This is a genomic window from Rhizobium acaciae (assembly GCF_025941625.1).
GTDB lineage: Bacteria > Pseudomonadota > Alphaproteobacteria > Rhizobiales > Rhizobiaceae > Rhizobium > Rhizobium acaciae.
The window spans coordinates 115224-133133 of sequence record NZ_JAPCZO010000013.1 but is presented as its reverse complement, the minus strand read 5'-3'; the positions used below and the strand labels follow the sequence as shown (position 1 = coordinate 133133).

The window sequence follows — 17910 nt, the reverse complement described above, 5'->3', positions numbered from 1 at the left end:
TCAGCCGTTTTTTTCCTCAGTTTAAATCGTAATTACAGACCCTTGTCGCATTTGAGGGAGGTTGGCGATGTCGCGTGAAAATCCATTCGCAAAGCTGGACCTGGCTTCGATATCGGCAGATAAGGCGCCTACAAAACCCGGCTACGGAATGACTGGTGCTGCAAAGACCGTCGTTCGGTCGATCGAGGACCTAGCGGAGAACACAAAGAAGCTGATGGACGGCGAAGTGATTGTGGAATTGGATCCGCGGTCGCTCGATGTTTCGTTCCTCGCCGACCGTCTTTCCGATGATGATGAGGAATACCAGGAGCTCAAGCAGGCGATCAGAGAATCAGGACAGTTGACGCCAATTCTCGTGCGGCCCAGCACAAACGACAGCCAGCGCTACATGGTTGTCTTTGGTCATCGCCGTTTGAAGGTAGCCCAGGAACTCGGAATTCCGATCAAGGCGGTCGTCAAGAAACTGGACGACATTACCTCTGCGATAGCGCAAGGACAGGAAAACTCCGCTCGCTCGAATCTCTCGTTCATCGAGCGGGCCTATTTTGCTCAGAACCTTCTGGCGTCCGGAATGACGAAGGATGTCGTCAGATCGTCGCTGGCGATTGATGAGGCTATGCTCTCCAAGATGCTTGGAGTGATCGAGATCGTCCCTCCCCCTGTGATCAAGGCGCTCGGCGCATCCAAGAAGATCGGGCGCGACAAGTGGTTGAGCTTACGCCAGCTTTTGCTTGCCCCTGCCCTGCGCAAGGTCGCCACGGAATACGCGGAAACTGCCGAGTTTCTCGGGCTCGAGGAAGAGTCGAGGTTTGACGACCTCCACGGATATCTCACGCGGTACAAGAACAAATCAGCGGCCAAGAAGCCGAAGAGCTCTACGTCCGCGAAGGAGTGGACGTCGAGCGATAGTTCGCTGAGTTTCACAATGAACGCAAAGTCAAAGAAGGTGGCGATCGAGCTTTCGAATATGGAAGCAAAGCCCTTCAGCGATTGGCTTTCGAGCCGGATGGATCGTCTGTACGAGGAATACAGAAAGTCCAAAACCTAAACGCAACGGAGATCAGCCCGCAAAAGAAAAAGGCCCCCAAACGGTAAACCGTGGAAGCCTCTCTCGTTATCCTTAGCAAGATCGAGAATCGCATTTCCCGGAATCACAGTCAAGAGTCTTTGGCACCGATTTGGTGGGCGGATGTCTTTTGCCTGAAGAAAGGTGAGAGGGAAATGCACACAGCCTATGTATCGACGCCTTTTGGGCGGCGACCGATGACGCTTGCTTTGGTGAAAGGCCAGATGGAGGTCGCGCAATCAAAACCCACAGCACGCGTGGAAAAGTGGAAGGTGTTTCGGGACGTCTGTGAGGCGCGCGAACGGTTAGGACTCCAGGACAGAGCGCTTACGATTCTTGATGCGCTGTTGACCTTCTATCCTTCGACCGAGCTCGACGCGGAGCAGGGGCTGGTCGTTTTTCCTTCAAATGCGCAACTATCTGTGCGCGCGCATGGGATCACCGGAACCACACTGCGGCGACACCTGGCGGCGCTCGTAGAGGCGGGCCTCATCCACCGGCGCGACAGCCCGAACGGAAAGCGTTACGTCCATCGCGATCGGGACGGTGAGATCGAACAGGCTTACGGCTTCGACCTTGCGCCGCTGGTGGCGCGCGTCGCAGAGATCGCAGCTCTTGCGCAGGACGTCGCAGCCGAACGCACGCACTTTCGCCGCGCGAAGGAAGCGCTGACCATTTGCCGGCGAGACGTTCGCAAGCTGATTACAGCAGCTATGGAGGAGGGAGCCTCGGGTGACTGGCCTGCCGCGGAAGTCATGTATGTAAGCATTCTTGGGCGTCTACCGCGTTATCCTTCTCGCGCACAGGTCGAAGCGACGCTCGATGAAATGGAGCTGCTGCGCGAAGAAATCCTCAACCTTCTGGAAATTCAGGTAAAAACTGAAAAAACGGGTGGCAATGGTATTCAAAATGGATGCCACATACAGAATTCAAAACCCGAATCCATCTATGATCTTGAACCTAGCTCCGAAAAAGAGCAGGGCGAAAAGCCGGAGTCAGAGCCGCAGATGATGCGCTCGCCGCCGCCGAAGGTTAAGGCCGAACCGATCAAGTCCTTCCCACTGGGCATGGTGCTTCGAGCCTGCCCCCAGATCATTGACTACGGGCCAAGCGGCGGCGTTTCGCACTGGCGCGAGCTGATGGCAGCCGCCGTGGTCGTTCGCTCGATGCTCGGGGTCAGTCCATCGGCCTATCAGGAGGCCTGCGAAGCCATGGGACCTGAGAATGCAGCCGTTGCAATGGCATGTATCCTCGAAAGATCGAATTTCATCAACTCTCCTGGCGGATACCTGCGGGATTTGACGAGACGATCGGAGCGCGGCGAGTTTTCGCTCGGCCCGATGCTGATTGCGCTTTTGAAGGCAAACGGCGAGGGAGCGCTTCGAGTGGTCTGAAGACGATGGCGAGAGTAGGCATTTTTGTCATTGCAGGGGATTCGGTCTCTGGTAAGTTCTCCCAGAATTGCGCGGACCGCACCCAGCCACTTGTCAGCCGTTTTTTTTGCCTGTTTGTTGTTGCAAAACAGATAGTTGGGTGGTTTGAGCATGGATATTGAGGAGAAGTTGCCCGAAAAGCGGGCCACGTGCTGCGTTGCGCATAGTCCTCCTGAAGAGAGGCAAGGAGCCGCACCGGGTGCCAGTACAAGGTGACGCCCCTCGAAGGCAACAGGCAAGCAGGGGCCTCGGGGGACTTCGTCTGCGCGCAGCCGCGGCAATCTGATGGAACGCGCCAAGCTGCGCCGGCGGCCGCCGGAGGCAAACGCGACCATCAGGACGGCCCGGTCGCGAACGTCGCGCAGGCTGTGGCCGCCACAGGTCGCCAGCAGTTTGGCCAGCACGTCACCGGTGACCGCCTTGGCGCTCCTGCGGCGGCGTTGCCGTGGCACGGCGCAGACGGCCAGCCGGATCGCTGATTTGAGGGGAGGGGAGGCGAAGGCCCCCTCGAGGCCGCGCCACTTCGTCAGCGTTGACCATGTCGCCGGTCGCCGGCGCACCGTGTCCGGCGCGTGCGGCCCGGTTGATCTGAGAAAGCCATCGGCTCTCAAGGCCTGGTCGACTTCGGCCGGCATGCCGTGCTCGAGATCAGTCTCGAGTCGCGAGTATGTCGAATCTCTGGGTGGCACGTTGACGATCGTCGCAGATGTCCGGGCAAGAAAGTCGATCTTTCGAGTATCGCAGAGCGGTCCCGACACGGTTCAAAGATATAAGAGTCCTTTCTGATCGGGGCCGTTGCGGGCAAGGTGCTTCAGCACTTTTTATCGGACCGTTCCGCGAGTCACTCTTCGCCATTTGTCGTCGTATTATGCTCAGCTGAGTTCCTGGGCGAGTCCGAGGAGAAGCCCTTCGGGCCTGCGGATGTAGCAGAGCCGATATGTGTCTCCATACTGAACGACTTCGCCGACGAGCTGCGCGCCGCGCGCGCGGAGCCTCTCAAGCGTCTCGTCGATGTCATCCACGGTGAACATGACGCGGAGATAGCCGCGCGCGTTGACTGGAGCGTTGCGGTGATCTGCGACGACCTCAGGTGAGGAAGCGGGAGAGCTCAAGCCGGCTGTGGCCATCAGGTGCGCGCATCATGGCAATCAACACGCTGATCGCCCAGTCCAGTGATACGTCCGGCCCATTCTCCTTCGATCATGGCTCGTCCTTCGAGCTCGAGGCCGAGTTCGCCAAAGAAATCAATCGCCGCTGCGAGGTTGTCGACGACGATGCCTACATTGTCCAATCTCCAAAAGTGTCGTTGCAATCTACGAGGCGTCGCTCGTCTAACAAAGGACGTTTGAGGCGCCCCAAGACCGACAGCCTTCCGGGCGCGATTCGCTGCTGTCCACATCAGAAGTATGGACCGCCTCAAACCGCGACGCCGTGTTCAAACGATCTGTAAAAGGGCCATGGCAGGGCAGGGGGAACCTATAGTCCGGCCGCTTTCGTCAAGTTGACGCGGAACCGGTCGCGGCGGCGCTGGTAACGGCGGGTCATCTCGGCCGACGCGTGGCCGAGCTGCTTCTGCACATGGCGCTCGTCGACTTCGGCCGACGAAGCAAGACCGGCGCGCAGCGAATGGCCAGAAAACTTCAGGCCCCGCTCCATCTCTGGAAGATCGCCGCGAATGCGGGCGGCAAGCACCGTCTTCTTGACCAGCCGCGCCACCTCCTGGTCGTTGAGACGGTCGGGCCCGACATCCTTGCCCTGGCCGCGAACACGACGGAAGAGGGGACCTTTGGCGATCCTGGCAAACTTGATCCAGGTTTCCGCTGCAGCCACCGGGCAAGTGGCATCGGAGGAACCGCGGCCGACTTCGACCTCGCGCCAGCCTGTCTTGCCGCGCAGTGTCACGAGCAGCCCGTTATCGAGGATCTCGATCCAGCCGCGGCCGTCCTCGGTCTGGTCCCGGCCGAGGTCGAGGCCGGTGATTTCCGAGCGACGAAGGCCGCCGGCAAAGCCGATGAGCAGCATCGCCCGGTCGCGGATGCCGCGCAGGGTCCCGCGGTCGAGCGTCTCCAGCATGGCAATCAGGTCTTCCGGCAGGATCGCTTCCTTTTGGCGGGGCGGGGCGGCGTGTTTGTTGCGAATTCCGGCCATCACTGTGGCGATGGCGCGATCCTTGCGATCGAGTGGCGTGCCGCGTTGTGTGCAGTTCCAGCCGATTGCCGCCAGACGCCGTTCGATGGTCGAGACGCTGTTGGGCTTCATGCCACGCTCAGCGGCTCCTGACGCGCAGGCGGTGATGTAGAGACCGACGATGTGCGGGGCTGGGGCGAGGGGGGACAGGTTCTGGCGTCGGCACCAAGCGGCAAAATGCTTCCAATCGGATCCGTAGGCCTTGCGGGTATTCGCGGAGCTCGCCGCCTCGACGTAAGTGCAGGCGCGATCGGTCAGCTCCTGCAGATGGGCCGGCAGACCGGGCGCCGGCGGAGGGGCGGGGAGCATATTCGGGAGATCGTCGTCGGCACCAGGGTCATCGGTCATCGTTACGCCGCCTCGATGTCGGTCTGGGCAAAATCATTACCGATAAACAGCAGCGGTTCGTCCGCACGTTTTGCCAGGGCGTAGGAAAAGCAATCGGCAAAATTCAAGGCCGCCGGATGGCGGCCCTTGCCGTAGGTGAGCCAGGCGTGCGTCGCGAGATCGACGAGGTCAGCGTCGACCGGAATTGTGTCCGCGGCGATCTTACGGAGCCAGAGATCGATCTCGGCCAGCGCGTGTTCGCCGCGCCGGCTGACCAGCACCATGCGTGCTTCGAGCACGCAGGTCGCCGGGATGAGGCGGATCGGGTCGGCAACCAGCGCCTTTTCAAGCCTGACCGCCTCAGGCTCGTTGCGGAGGATTGCCACGATGGCAGACGTGTCGATCACCATCAGTTGGGAATGCCATGCTCGTCGTAGCCGATGATCTCATCATCGCTACGGCTGTCGAGTTCCGGCAAACTTGCCACCCGTTCGCGGATGGCACGCATTTCCGCCAGAAGTCGGTCCTGAGCGGCACCTCCGTGACCCAGACGGTGCAGACGCTCGGTCAAAGCCTCGTGGATAGCGGCCGTTTTGCTAATTCCCCGGCGCCGCGCGAGCTCTTCGACCAGCGCAACGGTGGCCGGGTTTTTGATGTTGAGAGACACGAGAGGCTCCGTTATTCTACCTTTTCTCGGCTTTCTACCATAATTTTCTGTCTTTGTCAAAACGAGCGATAAGGCAATCTTATCAGGCAATATTAGGTCACGACAGGCCGTGCGGTTTGTGGCGATATAACTGGCGTAAACTGCGCGTGTGATCTATGCTCCACGGCATGGATTCGCGCCCGCTCGCTACAGAGCCTCCCTCGATCTGGTCGTCCCGCCTGCCAAGCTGGGCGTTTTTGCGCGCGAGTGGGCAGAGCGAGTCCGACGCCGCCTTCGCCGCTGGTATCGCCCTGAAATCGCTGGACGATCTTGTCCGCGCCGACCCGCCATGGTTGGGCTGCTGGCGTGATCGCCTTGCCCTGAAATCCGCCGTCGTCGCCGCCAGGATGCTCGGCCGTACGGAGGAAGAAAGCGCGATCCGCGACGCGGTTTTGCTGACGGCTGTGGGCGACGATCCCGGCCCGGTCGGGAAGCTGTTTTTGGCGACACGAATGCTGGCGCGCCGATCCGGGACACTCACGACACCGTTTCTTAAAGAGCTTGCCGAACAGCTGGGGATCAAATGGGACGACTGCCTTGCCTCGATCCCCGACATGGTCGATTCTACAAATCAGTCCGGACGAGCAGCACCCTTCGCGGTGGCGGACCTGATAACGGCGATCTCTGCCGTTCGCCCGGACGCCGAAGTGTTGGCGCTCGGCGTGGCCGACGCCGTGCTCGCCCGAAAACTGAACTGGCAAAAACCCGTGCCGCTGCTGCTGCCTGAACGTTTTGGCGCTGCGTTTCGGACGATTGGGGGCAGGGGGCGTGTCCGCGCGGGCGAACCGGGGTATCCAAAAGCGATATCTCTGGCGCTGGTCGACGGCGTCGACGCGGCGCTGCGGTCCGCCACAGAGATCGATCGGAGGGCTCAGCGGCTGCTGTCCATTTTGCCGAAGCTTCGGACCAAGGGCGCCGAACCGGTGATCTGCAGATTGCTGACAGAAGACGCGGTACCGGCGTCCGCGCCGGGCAGTGCCCTGTCGCGCTGGGCCGCCACTCGATTGTTCGAGCGTCTCGAACGTTTCGAGGCCGTGCGCGAGCTATCCGGTCGCTCCTCCTTCCGGATCTTTGGGTTGTGACGATGGCGGGAGCGAGCGCAGCCAAGACCAACCGGCGCCAGGTGAAGGAGCGAAAGCAAGAGGTTCTGTACGATCGTGAGCTCGAGGACTTGCCGCCGGAGCTGCGCTGGCGGGAATGGATACTGCGGGTCGAGGCGGTGATCTTTGCCTCGGCCGAGCCGGTCAGCCGCGAAACGCTGGCGAGGGTCGTCGGCAAGGACTGCAGCATCGATCTGCTGATCGCCGATCTTATTGAGGAATTACGAGGCCGGCCCTATGAGCTGGTCTCGGTCGCCGGCGGCTGGCAACACCGCACCCGTGTTCGTTTTGCCGAAACAATCCGCGCCTCAACGACGCCGACACGGGGAGGCGCCCCGGCATTGTCGGAGTTCGAGGCGATGGTACTGGTGGCGGTGGGATATTTTCAGCCGGTCACCCGTGGTGAATTGTCAAAAATATTCGGCAAGGAAGTGAGCCGCGACACGATTGCCAGTCTGCGCGGCGCCGGTTTCCTCGGCTCAGGGCCGCGAAGCCCGACACCTGGTGCGCCCTATACCTATGTGACGACCAAGCATTTCCTTTCCGCCTTCGGCATGGAGACGCTACGTGACCTGCCCAACATTGAGGCGCTCGAGGATGCGGGCCTGCTCAGCCGGCAGGTCGTTCAAAATGAGCAGCTTTCGGCCGAGACGGAGAGCGACGAAGAATAAGTTTGCTGTCGGCCGTGTGCACGATGTCTCCGTCGCGGTATTCTGTTGGACTTCGTCCGTCACCTCAGTCCGGCGATCTTGCGGCGAAGTACGCCCGAAAAATTCTTCAGCCCGCTTTGCTCGAGCGTGTCTACGAACGCTTCGACAGATGGCGTTGTCTTGCGCAGATTATGGCGCGCACGTCTAACACTGGAGATCAGCGCGTTGGGAAACGCCGAATGGAGATCAGCCAAAAAATCATCCGGCGACTGGCTGGTCACGCCGTAGGGGCGGAGGTCTCGCGTTGGGAAATCCTTGAGATTCCAGGTGACGATGACGGAGGCTTTTCCAGCGATGGCGGCTGCGAGTACGTGCCGATCGTCGGGGTCAGGTAGTTCGAGGTCCGCGATCAACGAGCGATAGTTCGCCACGTCCGCCTCCGGCAGGACGGCCTTCATCCGGTCACGCGTTGCAATCAGACGCTCTATTGGTAAGGCAGGCGTGTTGGCGGCGAGATTGCGCATCCACTCGTCGTGGATGTCATCGGTCCAGCGCGCCTCGACGAGACCGTCGAAGGCGCACTGGATCAGGACGTTGCGCAGATGAAAGGGATAGAGGACGCAGGCATCATAGACCGCGAAGGGCGGGTTAGAGGCCATGGGTCTGGAACAAGTCCTCGGTATCTTCGGCAAGCGCGTCCATCGCGGTCTGCCGGGCGTCGAGCCTGGATTTCAGCGCAAGCACGTCCTTCATCAAGGCGCGGCGATGTTTTCCCACATAACGAAACGGCAGATCGCCCCGGTCCATGCGCAGGACGACGAGAGGACGAGAGATGCCGAGAATGGCAGACACCTCGGTCGGGCTCAGTTCCTGGTCTTCGGCCAGGACGGCAACACGCTCGCCGCGCAGCATGTGCGCCAGAAGAGCTTCAACCGCCGCGGCGGCCGAGGGCGGTATCGAGAGCGTCTGTTCCCGCCCGCCTTCATGGCGAACATGAAGTTCCAGCCTGTCGCCTGCAGCCAACTTCGGCAAGGGCGACGCGGTTTTGCGGTCGCGATCCGACAATCCGGCGAAATGAACGATTTGGCTGGCCATGGCGATGTCTCCTTGATCGCAAATATAGTGCGGATGGCCGGTAACTGCAATAACTGAAAGCGTGCAGCCCGGACGCGGTGGCGATGCAGGCTGCCAGATCGCCAACGCCGCATCGAAGCCAGGCGGCTTCCCAAACTGTTTAAGGATGCGCCGGGAGAGCGGCCTTATCCTGAAGCAACGTCTGTATTGCTCCTGCACTAAATGCTAAGTGGCGCCGTCATTGATGGAGAAGGTTCAATTGATTTGTACAATATAAAAGAAAAGGTGATCTTGTCACCATCAACTCCAATAAGCGATACTTATCGATGGTTATAACCCCAACTCGGCACCATACCATGTGAGGAACCCAAACTTTTTTATAGAGTTCGTATAATTTACCATAAAATCAATGGCTTACAATTTCGACAGATTGGCAATTTCGAGCTTTTTGGAACCGGCGTTTCGCGCCGGTATCGCCCTGACACGTCTTGACGAGCGCATCGCCCGCTCACCGGTCGGCCAGGGATGGCTCGAGCGATCCCAGTTCACCGACGCCTGCGCCTCCCTGTGGATCGACGGCGAACTGGTCCATCTCGAAGACCTCGTCCTCTACGACGATATCCGCGATATTCGCACACCCACCCATGAACTGACAATCGCCCGCGACGTGTTGTGCACCCGCCGGCGCATCGCCGCCCAACCGCCCGGCTGGGCGTTGACTGCCGACGGGGTTCGGACGCTGCGAAAGACGGCGGAGATCACGTCGGCCGACGCTGGCGACGTGGAGACACCCGGTGCCATCCGGCCCGCGGTCGCGAGCGATCCAGAAGGGGAGGGCGAAGACGCCGACGACGTCGAAAACCTCCCCGGTATCGACGACGCCGCCATTGATGCGGTGCTCGCCCGATCAGACGCGGCGATCGAGAACGCAACACGGCCCGGCCGCGGCGGCGGCCAAGATAAAGATCTGATGGTCTACGATCTCGACTGGGATGAGGACGCGCGGCTGGACGAATGGCGGGCTGTGCTGCGCCAGGCCGAAAACTTGCCGGCGGTGCTGCAGGCCATCGTCGCCCTTGATGCTTGGAACGAGCTTTCGGTCCTCCAGCACGCGCCCTGGCTCGGCAGATTGTTGGCGGCGTCGATCCTGCGCCATGCCGGCGTCACGTCAGGCGCGCATCTTGCCGCCGTCAATCTCGGACTGAAAACCATTCCCGTCGATCGGCGTCGGCATCGGGACCGCGAAACCCGGCTGCTCGCCATCGCCCACGGCTTTTTGGCGGCCGCCGAGATCGGGCTCAAAGAACATGACCGGCTGGCGCTGGCGCGAACATTGATGGAGCGGAAATTGGAGGGGCGCCGGACATCTTCAAAGCTGCCGGAACTGGTTGAACTGGTGATGGCAAAGCCGCTGGTGTCAGGGAAAATGGTGGCGGAGACGCTCGAGATGACGCCGCAGGCGGCGCGGCGGATTGTTTTGGAGCTGGGCTTGAGGGAGATGACGGGCAGGGGGAGGTTTCGGGCATGGGGCGTCCTATAGCGGAGCGATGATGTTTGAATTATCTTTTCAATGCGCTTTTCAACATCGCACTTAGCGCGCGGCCTTCCGGGCCATTCCCGTATCGGTCCACGACCCCGTGAGCGACGAGCCTAGTCTCTATGGAAAGCTGCCGCTCAAGGTTGGGCGTATCGCGTTCCATATATCGAGACTTGGTATAGAGCACGCGGTCTGAAAAATCCTTGCTGTGACTTGAGAACCGCGCGAGATCGACCACAACCCGGGAGGAAATCTTCGGTAAAGGCGACTCCATGTTGCTGCAAACATAGCCCTTCAGCTTTCCGCGCGCGGGCCCGATTTCAACGATATCGCATGCGCTGAAACCGGGAGAGACAAGCTCCGAGCAGCCAAGCATCAATCTGATCCCTATCGGAAGACGCTCTTCGCTGACCATGCCAAAAGACAAAGCGGATTCATTGATCGTCGCTACACCATTTGCAACGGCCGAGCGAAAGCTTTCTGCTAAAAAGTCGGCCGCTTGAAGTGCGCGGAGCTGCTCGCGTGCCTCGTCGAGAAGGTGCTCATGGCTCCCGAAGAAATATCGAACACTTCGTCGAATCGAGGGTGGCAGTGTCGTATATCTCGGCGATCCTGGGAAAAGCGACAGGGCAGCCATGACAACCATGTCCTCGCGCCTCTTTAGGGCTGCATCCTCAAGCTCGGCTCTATCAAAACCTGCAACACACGAACGAATGGCCGCTGCTGGAGAAAGCGATGCGAGAGCGATGATGGATGAGGTTTCGGGGTCGACTTCGAAGGGGGTGGGAACTCTTCCAAGGCTGAGCGCTAGGTCCCATAGAGCGGATGTGATAGCCGAGGGCACCTCCCGCGCGGCTTTTAATGGACGAAGAGTGCGAGCAAGGCGCATCGATCCTATGGAGGCTGAAGAAATTCGCGAATACCTGGCGAACCTGATCTCCTGCTCAAGTTCCTTGTCTTTAAAGCATGCAACTGATCCATTGCCCAGAGTGACAGCCTGCTCGCCAAGGACCTCCGATACCCATGAAATAAGGTCGGCCTGGGCGTAGTATTTCTGGAACGTCGCTATCGATGTCAGATATCCGTCGCCATGGCTTGTATGTCCCGCGACGTTTGCTTGGTTGGCGAGCATTGCCGAGATGCAGAGGCCTCTCCGACAGTATGACCAGGCAGACCTCAACGTATCGGCCCTCTCGCGTGGATCTTCGATGACGTTGACCACAAAACCGAGGTTCACGATGTCGGCTTCTCTTTTTATCCCATCGGGCTTGTGCGCAGGATCCCAGCCGAACGCATCGTAGCCGCTCTTAGTCAGAATCGCGACGTCGCTGCCGAGACCGCAGCCGTAATCGAACATGCTATATTCAGGCCGAAGCATGCCTTGCTTCAACATCAAGGCCACAGGAGCGGATAGGTCGTAGCGCGTTATTGCGGTCTTGTGACGCTCGACGGTGGCGAACGAAGCGTGACGAAGTCGAGGGCCGTCTATAAGCAGTCCCACGTCCGATACAAGTCTACCCCAAGCCTCACGGGTACCGATCCGTTTGGCGTCAGCAAAGAGGTCATGACGTTCCGCAAGAGCAGTGATCGCACTGAATGCAGGTCGGCGGGCATCTCCCTCAGCAAGAAGGAGTTCCTTCCGGTGCAGGATCGGAGGGTTTTTGCGGCCCGAGTAGTCAGTGTCCGTGAAGGTGAAGTCGGGGAGCTTGAAAGTCCTCGCCCGCAATAAAACCGGGAAGGCGTGAGCATCGAAATCCTGGTATTGCAACAGCGAAAGCTTGCTTGTTTCGAGCTTGACGGCGTTCCATTCGAAGGGCGGGCCCGAAGACATGGCCGAGGCGACAATTCGCAAAGTATCGTCGGGCAGGGCGTCGATCGCATCCCGATGGAGGTAAAGTGTTCGGCCGATCTTCTTCCCAGCAGCCATCGTCCAAGCATTCTCTCTCAGCAGGCGCGCCGTAGAAATTACGGCCGGAAATCACCCTGCCCCGTAGGGTCTGCTATTGCATCCGGTGCTTCGGCTAAATCGCAGCACTTACAATCCGGTCCTCAGGAAGACATTCTCTCTAAATTCGGTCGCGTAGGGAAGCTTTGCCAGCTCGTCGGCCAGGTGACCTTCCCAATATTTGTTGACGCCGTATACGTTCTGGATCTTCGCAAGCGCGCTCTTTCCGTCGGATAGTCGTCTCCGCTCCGCTGATTTCAGCGCTTCCTCCATAGTGTCGAAACGGGTTTTGATCAGCCGAAGCAGTGTTTTGAACTCAGTGCGAAAAACCTCCCAAGTGCAGCCAGCGGCGGCAACCTTAGCTTTGAGCAGCTTGAGAAACCCGGTCCGAGAAAGATCGTTGAAAAACATTCCGCTGTCTAGAATGCCGGAAATCGCCTGCGCTGAATGAAGACGCGCACTCGTATACTTGCACACAGCACTCGAGAAGTAGCGGTCAACGACCCCGTTGATCAACTCGCGAACATCGTCCGCCGACCTCGTATGCAGGCCAGCAAGGGTCCTGTCTTTGACGACGTAGTGACAGACGTCCGTGTGCCTCAACAGAATGTTTTCCGCCTCGTGTTCCGCCAGGAACAGAACGCCATCGAGTTCGGGATCATCGACCACGAATGTCGGTTCGACACATTCGAGCATCTTTTCAAAGCCGAGATGGGACGATGCGGCCGCTTCGCCATCGATTAGCCCAAAGACCTTCCTGTTGGTGACGCGCTCGCGTTTCACCCGCGCGATTGCGGGTCCGCAGCCCGTTCCGCCTTCCGGGGGTATCTTGAATTCGATCCGCTCGGCATGCCCCGGCCCTACCAGGACGCCAAAGAGATTGGCGTCACTTTCAGCTTCCACATAAACGACCACTTTTCCGATGTAGATATTGTCCAGCTCGGCTGGGTCCGAAATCTGAGAAAGGTTCGCCATTACTGGATGTCGCTCTCTATCAAGTGCCCACCCTTGATCAGGCCTTCTTCCTGCACGTTGTGCTGGAAAACCTGCATCAGCTCACGGTTGTGTGTTGTGAATATCAGGGTGAGGGCCGTGTAATTTCGAAGCAACTCTTTCATCGCCTCGAACATCCGGTTCATCCACCTTGTATGGAGATGAATCTCGATTTCATCGATGAGAATGATCGTATTCGATGTCATGTGGGTCAACGTCCGACCGAGAATCTGGAGCATTGCCCGTTCGCCGTGGCTGAGGGCAGCCAGCGAATGAACACCGTAGCGTGTTTTGACGTAAGTCCTCAGCTCCTCGCGCCGCGGCTGCGTTATAGACTTCGACGGGTCGTCCTTGAAGATGAGGGCATTCAGGAATGACAGAAGATCATCCACCCGACGATCGCCCGCGCCGTCCGAGCGCCTGTCGGCGAGCCATTCGAGCCACACAAGTACATTGTCGATGGACGTACCCCATTCGGGGCCGTCGGAGCTGAATATCTGGGCTGGCTGGTAGCCCCAGATATCCGGTCGCGTCACGGCAAAATGCTCCACAGGCGCGACTACACGTCGATCTGCCGGAAAATAGAGGATAGAGGGCAGGTTTTGAGACAAGCCAAAAAGCTCGCTTGGCGGCTGGCCGAGAGAACGCCGCGTTATGTCATAAAACAGCGCACCGAGTTCGTTCGTCTGGGAGCTCACACTCAGACCCTGAGGCGTCATCGATATACCGAGCCCAGCCCAATTGCGGGTTTGAGCCACGGTGTCGAGCTCGTCCGGCGTCCAACTCCGCACAGGGCCTTGAGAGCCTGTCCACACGGACAGCAGCACGTCCTGCGAAACGCCGTCGATCGTCCAGGTCGCGCGGATATCGACTTGAGCTTGTCCGGTGGCTGTGAATTGTGCAAACCTGCCACACGGGTTCTCATTTAGTAGACCGAAAAGGCCGAAAATCGCCTCGAGTACGGTCGTCTTACCGTAAGCATTCTTTGCCAGTAACATATACAGGTTCGCTGGACCTGCCGAATAAGGGTCCGACGATCCCGGCTCGATCCCGAAAAAATCGAACTCCCGCTTTCCGTTGCGGAATGGCCCAAGCTCTTCAACAGTGAGGCGGATCAGCTTCCAGTCCGAAATCGTCAAATTCTGCATGTCTATCTCAATATTTCGCTGATGTCGGACGGAAGAACCCGGCTTCCGTGACCTCTCACAACTTGCTGCCCCGTGAATTTAACAAGCATGTCACCCTTGCCAAGGAGCTGTTCGGCACCGCCCTCATCGAGGATGATCCTCGATTCAGCATTTTTCTGTACCGTAAGGGCGATACGGCTCGGTATGTTCGATCGAAGCAGGCCAGGGAAAGTGGCGGCCTCGGGCCTCTGTGTTGCTAAGACGAGATGGATTCCCGATGAACGGGACTTCTGAGCCAGCTTGATAAGGGGGATCTCGATCTCGCGACGGTTCAAAAACAGGTCGCCGAGTTCATCGACCACCGCGACGATCCTCTTGAGGCGCGCGCCTTTCTCAAGCGCCTCGGAGATGTCACGGGCACCAAGTTCTTTGAAAACAGTTTGCCGACGCTCCATTTCGTCCACTAGGTCGTTGAGCGCTCTGTAGGCGTCGTCGGGCGTCACTACAGGCTCTTTACCCATCAAATTGGGTAAGCCGCGGTAGCCGGCGAATTCTACTGCCTTTGGGTCAACGAGAAGCAGCTCCGGAGCCAATACCTTGTTGTGGTTCAGCGAGAGCAGGATGGAATGAAGGCACATACTTTTGCCGCTTCCTGTCGTGCCACCGATGAAAAGATGTGGAGCTTCAGCCAGATCAATCAGCAGTGGCTCACCGAGCACGCTGGTGCCGAGGCAAATCGGCAGCGACATCTTAGATGCGGCGGGACTGTCCAGAGCGGAGACGATGTCCGGCCAGTTTACCGTTTTCCAGGTGGTTGAAGGGCGGGGCACGTCTAGAACAACCGTTCGCTCGCTGGTGCCGACGGCGATGTCGATCTTCCTGTCCCCGAGGCCAAGGGCAAAGCCGATCTTGTCTTGACCGCGGCGCAGTCGGTCCAGATCGTCGAGGAGCGGAAGCTCGTAGCTGAAGCGGGTGAGGCGCGGCCCGACGGATGTTGACTGCAGTTTGGCATCCACCCCGATCTGACCGAGGGCGCGCGTCACTCGTTCGCCGAGACCGTCACTCGTCTCTCCGCTGTCGGCCTCCTTTGCCCGGTCGACAAGGATTTCGTCGAGGATGTAGCGGTTCAAGTCCGACTGGTCGCGCCACTCTTCGTTGAGTACCGCCAGTCCGCGCCTGACGTGACGTTGAAGTGCCGCATGGTAGAGTTCTTCATCCTCGAACAGATCGGCGCCTTCGTAGATCGACAACATCGCGCAATACAGATCCGTGAAGTCCTCGAGCTCGTTGGCCCTGCCTTCGCCGATAAGCTGCATTGGATGCAATTCGACGCCGCCACGCTGTCCTGAAAGCGGTGGATATAGCTCGGGCGAGGGTGCCTCGGTCATCTGAAGTGAACGGGCCAATGCCAGGCGCGCTATAGTCCACTGATCGAGCTTCTGTCGCCATCCCTGCGAAACGCGTTCGATTATGGCACGCTCATCTTTTGTGAGGTGGATACGTGACACCATCAGGCAAGCTCCACGAGGGCTTGGCCCTGTTTGACCTCAGCGGCGTCCCCGGTGTTGTTTTCGATCAGATAATGCTCGGCGATGCGCGGCTCCAGAAGACCCCGCTTGCGCGCATCGATTTCGGCGTTTGTGGGAAGGATGATGACCTGTCTCGCCAGCGCCGGATAATAGGACTTCAGCAAATGATCCTGGTTCTCGCGGTCGATACGACCGAGTGGGGTGTCAATTATCACGGGTATATCCCGGTTGGCGCTGTCTTTCATTGCCCATAGAAGCGCCGTCGCAGCCAATTGCTTCATACCACTGGAGAGGCTCGTACGGCCGATCGGTCTTCCGTTCTCCTCATAAAAAGTCAGCACATAGGCGTCATCGATCCCGATCCGCTTGATCAAGGGATGGGAGATAATTCGGCGGAAGCGATCATTAAGTAAGTCTTCAAGCTCCGTGCGGGTCGCGTCTTTCAATCTCAACGCGATTTCGTTCAGCGCCTTAGATACGCTCGTCGCGAACTTGCTCTCTGCCATTTCCGTCGTGGCTTGGTTTTGGCTTGCCTGAAGACGGATGATCGTCTCCGCAATATCGATCCGCTGCTGCTTGAAGTCCGTCAACTTGGTCGTTGAAACGCCCTTCTGCTGGTTCAGGCGGGCTTCCTTCACCCGGAGCTCCTCGATCATGTTCGTCACGTCGCGGAACTCTTCGAGATTGCCTTGAGCGCCCACCTCGAGCTTGAGAAGAGCCTCGGTGACTTCAGCCAGTTCCGCCTTCGTTTGGGAGGCCTGCTCAAGGAGGCGGACATGTCTATCTTGCCGTTCGCCGCCCGCTGCGCTCCAGTGTTCAACCATACGGCGCATTTTTTCTATCCGAAACACATCCGCGGCCGCGAATGTCCCAAGGGCGGAGCCCGGAAGATTTAGTGCACCGTTGAGCTTTCCGGAAAGATACCGGGCAATCCCGGCGACATCCTCATGTGGCATATCGGGCGCGGCTTCGGCGACCCAACCGGGGAGCCGTGTGTCTATCTGCCTCACGAAATTTGCTTCAGCGGATCCACCAGCGGCGATGCGCGCTTCGACCTCATCTCGCACGCGCTTGAGTATCCGCAGGTTAGCGACGACCGGAATATCCAATGGCAGCTGCGTCGATATCTCCGCGACGCAGTCCTCGAGTTGCTTGTTTAGTTTTTTCAACTGCTTTTCAAGGGCGTCGCGCTGGAGTTCGGACGCACCTGAACTGAGATTTGCCCGTCGAATTTCGAGCTTGCGCAAATCAATGCCGTCGGTTGTAAGGGTGTCGTCGATGGCGACAAGCTGTTCTTCAAGCTCGAAAATGGACGTCTCGATACTGCGCTGCGACGCCAGAGCCGCATCGACCTGACGGCGGAGCTCGGTCTGCATTCCTCGAAGACGTCGTTCGTCTGCGACTTTTCGAACCTCCTCCGCGAGTTCTTCGACGAAAGTAAGCTGAAGAAGCCGATTGATGTCCTTCTGCAGGGTGCCGGATGACTCCGCGATGCTCTTGATATCCTCGCCGTCGAAAAAGAAAAACTTCACGAGATCGCTCGGCAGCGTCTCCTCGAGGAAATCCTCCGCGGCTTCGCCGGCCTTTCTATTGCCGTCGAAATCAATGTAGACCCCGGATGCCGTGTTGTTCCCCTCGGTTTGCCACCACCGCTGTGCGGTGAACTCCCTTTCGTCCTCGTCGGTCCAGCTAATTTCGACGAACGTTTCGACGGTCTCGTTGAGAACAGCGGCTTTACGCCTTGCACTGCGGTTGACCAGACCTGACCAACGTGCGCCATCCCCGAGCAGATACTGTTTTTCATTCAGAAGGGAGGGGGGGAAGCCCACCGTCCGAAATTGCTTCTGTGCAATGCCCGTAAAGAGGAGTTTCACGGCGTTCAAGAAGCTTGTTTTTCCCATGCCGTTGCGACCCCAGATCAACACGACGTTGCGCGATTGGCTGGTAATGGAAAAATCGAAATTTATCAGGCCATGGTAGGCAAAAATATTCTTTAAACGGACCCGAGTGAATTTCATTTACCCTCGATCCGCCACTTTTCGAACTCTTCTTCGAAGAGCGCCGTGATGTCACGGCGCAGGTTCGGGCGCGCTCCCCACGCAAGAAGATCGCGGTGCTTTGTCTCAAGATCCAGCAGGCGGAATATCAGTTCCGCATCCAGACCGGAGCTATCGCAGATTTCCCGAACAATTGATGATCTGAGTTCTTGATTTCGCATCGTCCACCGTGATGCAAC

16 protein-coding genes and 2 pseudogenes are annotated in these 17910 nt (G+C 58.6%); 5 read left to right on the top strand and 13 right to left on the bottom strand.

Annotation, left to right across the window (positions count from 1 at the left end; genetic code table 11):
* Positions 1 to 67: 67 nt before the first annotated feature.
* Both repB and repC read left to right on the top strand, forming a co-directional pair.
* Positions 68 to 1048, top strand: a complete 981-nt coding sequence (repB, locus tag OLZ32_RS21300; RefSeq protein ID WP_264396587.1) for a plasmid partitioning protein RepB — start codon at positions 68 to 70, stop codon at positions 1046 to 1048.
* Between the two features lie 173 nt (positions 1049 to 1221).
* A complete protein-coding gene (gene repC / locus OLZ32_RS21295) occupies positions 1222 to 2460 on the top strand; it encodes a plasmid replication protein RepC (RefSeq protein WP_264396586.1) in 1239 nt (412 codons plus the stop codon).
* Between the two features lie 272 nt (positions 2461 to 2732).
* Here the strand turns inward: repC and OLZ32_RS21290 are convergent.
* From OLZ32_RS21290 to OLZ32_RS21270, 5 genes and pseudogenes are all read right to left on the bottom strand, one after another.
* Positions 2733 to 3155 (bottom strand): annotated as a pseudogene (locus OLZ32_RS21290) (integrase); the annotation flags it as partial.
* Positions 3156 to 3371: 216 nt separating this feature from the next.
* Positions 3372 to 3811: pseudogene (locus OLZ32_RS21285) on the bottom strand (VOC family protein).
* Positions 3812 to 3975: 164 nt separating this feature from the next.
* Entirely contained in the window at positions 3976 to 5034 is a 1059-nt protein-coding gene (locus OLZ32_RS21280) for a tyrosine-type recombinase/integrase (protein WP_373694589.1), read from the bottom strand.
* A gap of 2 nt (positions 5035 to 5036) precedes the next feature.
* A complete protein-coding gene (locus tag OLZ32_RS21275) occupies positions 5037 to 5423 on the bottom strand; it encodes a type II toxin-antitoxin system VapC family toxin (RefSeq protein ID WP_264396585.1) in 387 nt (128 codons plus the stop codon).
* Entirely contained in the window at positions 5423 to 5680 is a 258-nt protein-coding gene (locus tag OLZ32_RS21270; RefSeq protein ID WP_264396584.1) for a type II toxin-antitoxin system VapB family antitoxin, read from the bottom strand. The genes OLZ32_RS21275 and OLZ32_RS21270 overlap by 1 nt, the downstream gene beginning before the upstream one ends.
* 167 nt (positions 5681 to 5847) lie before the next feature.
* On the opposite strand from OLZ32_RS21270, the gene OLZ32_RS21265 reads away from it, so the two are divergent.
* Positions 5848 to 6801: a DUF1403 family protein gene (locus OLZ32_RS21265; protein ID WP_264396583.1), complete on the top strand. Its 954-nt coding sequence runs from the start codon at positions 5848 to 5850 to the stop codon at positions 6799 to 6801.
* Between the two features lie 2 nt (positions 6802 to 6803).
* Positions 6804 to 7490: an SMC-Scp complex subunit ScpB gene (scpB, locus tag OLZ32_RS21260; protein WP_264396582.1), complete on the top strand. Its 687-nt coding sequence runs from the start codon at positions 6804 to 6806 to the stop codon at positions 7488 to 7490.
* Positions 7491 to 7549: 59 nt separating this feature from the next.
* On the opposite strand, the gene OLZ32_RS21255 is transcribed toward scpB, so the two are convergent.
* Both OLZ32_RS21255 and OLZ32_RS21250 read right to left on the bottom strand, forming a co-directional pair.
* Positions 7550 to 8128, bottom strand: coding sequence for a PIN domain-containing protein (locus OLZ32_RS21255; protein WP_264396581.1), 579 nt, complete (start codon positions 8126 to 8128; stop codon positions 7550 to 7552).
* Positions 8118 to 8564, bottom strand: coding sequence for a helix-turn-helix domain-containing protein (locus OLZ32_RS21250; RefSeq protein ID WP_264396580.1), 447 nt, complete (start codon positions 8562 to 8564; stop codon positions 8118 to 8120). The genes OLZ32_RS21255 and OLZ32_RS21250 overlap by 11 nt, the downstream gene beginning before the upstream one ends.
* 379 nt (positions 8565 to 8943) lie before the next feature.
* Here OLZ32_RS21250 and OLZ32_RS21245 point away from each other — a divergent pair, with 379 nt between their 5' ends.
* On the top strand, positions 8944 to 10083 hold the full coding sequence (locus OLZ32_RS21245; protein WP_373694593.1) for an RHE_PE00001 family protein: 1140 nt from the start codon (positions 8944 to 8946) through the stop codon (positions 10081 to 10083).
* Positions 10084 to 10102: 19 nt separating this feature from the next.
* Here the strand turns inward: OLZ32_RS21245 and OLZ32_RS21240 are convergent, their stop codons facing one another.
* The 6 genes from OLZ32_RS21240 to OLZ32_RS21215 form a co-directional block, all read right to left on the bottom strand.
* Complete coding sequence (locus tag OLZ32_RS21240) at positions 10103 to 12007, bottom strand: DNA phosphorothioation-associated putative methyltransferase (RefSeq protein WP_264396578.1); 1905 nt, start codon at positions 12005 to 12007, stop codon at positions 10103 to 10105.
* A gap of 108 nt (positions 12008 to 12115) precedes the next feature.
* Positions 12116 to 13000 carry a hypothetical protein gene (locus tag OLZ32_RS21235; protein ID WP_264396577.1) on the bottom strand — a complete coding sequence of 295 codons (885 nt, stop codon included), beginning with the start codon at positions 12998 to 13000 and terminating at the stop codon, positions 12116 to 12118.
* Positions 13000 to 14166 (bottom strand): AAA family ATPase, encoded by a 1167-nt coding sequence (locus OLZ32_RS21230; protein WP_264396576.1) that lies wholly within the window; start codon positions 14164 to 14166, stop codon positions 13000 to 13002. Before OLZ32_RS21230 ends, OLZ32_RS21235 begins: the two co-directional genes overlap by 1 nt.
* Positions 14167 to 14168: 2 nt before the next feature.
* Positions 14169 to 15656 carry an FtsK/SpoIIIE domain-containing protein gene (locus OLZ32_RS21225; RefSeq protein WP_264396575.1) on the bottom strand — a complete coding sequence of 496 codons (1488 nt, stop codon included), beginning with the start codon at positions 15654 to 15656 and terminating at the stop codon, positions 14169 to 14171.
* Positions 15656 to 17692 carry an AAA family ATPase gene (locus OLZ32_RS21220; protein WP_264396574.1) on the bottom strand — a complete coding sequence of 679 codons (2037 nt, stop codon included), beginning with the start codon at positions 17690 to 17692 and terminating at the stop codon, positions 15656 to 15658. The genes OLZ32_RS21225 and OLZ32_RS21220 overlap by 1 nt, the downstream gene beginning before the upstream one ends.
* Positions 17689 to 17892, bottom strand: coding sequence for a hypothetical protein (locus OLZ32_RS21215; RefSeq protein ID WP_264396573.1), 204 nt, complete (start codon positions 17890 to 17892; stop codon positions 17689 to 17691). Before OLZ32_RS21215 ends, OLZ32_RS21220 begins: the two co-directional genes overlap by 4 nt.
* Positions 17893 to 17910: the final 18 nt, after the last annotated feature.